This window comes from Vibrio sp. 2134-1, assembly GCF_033339495.1.
On the sequence record NZ_JAWOUS010001000.1, the window covers coordinates 1 to 509 of the forward strand.

Annotated in this window: 1 pseudogene; it reads left to right on the forward strand. The window is 50.1% G+C overall.

Annotation, left to right across the window (positions count from 1 at the left end):
* A pseudogene (locus R7R78_RS29700) lies at positions 1-509 on the forward strand (hybrid sensor histidine kinase/response regulator); the annotation flags it as partial.

Below are 509 nucleotides of genomic sequence, written 5' to 3' on the forward strand. Positions count from 1 at the left end.
CAGAAGCGTGAACACATCACTTCCATCGCTGATTTTATTGGTGCTCGTTACGGACAATCGCAAGGTTTGGCGGTGGTCGTCACATTGATTGCGGTGGCGGGGATCTTACCTTACATCGCCTTGCAGCTGCGTGGCATCACCATGGGGTTGGAGATCATCGCCCCGGAACTGGCGACCGATTTTGGTTATCAGAATGACAGCGTGTCTTGGTTTGTCGTGGTGGCACTGGCCATTTTTACCATGTTGTTTGGTACTCGCCATATTGATAACACCGAGCATCACCGTGGGATGATGATGGCGATCGCGTTTGAATCCATCATCAAATTGCTGGCGTTTTTGGTGGTGGGGATTTTCATTGTCTGGTTGGCGATGAGCACGGAAAACTTGAGTCTGGTTGAAGTGGCTTCTGAAACCTACCAGTCGCCAAACATTCCAACCTTATTGATTCATACTGTGCTGACCATGTTGGCGATTGTCTGTTTGCCGCGTCAGTTCCACACCATGGTGGT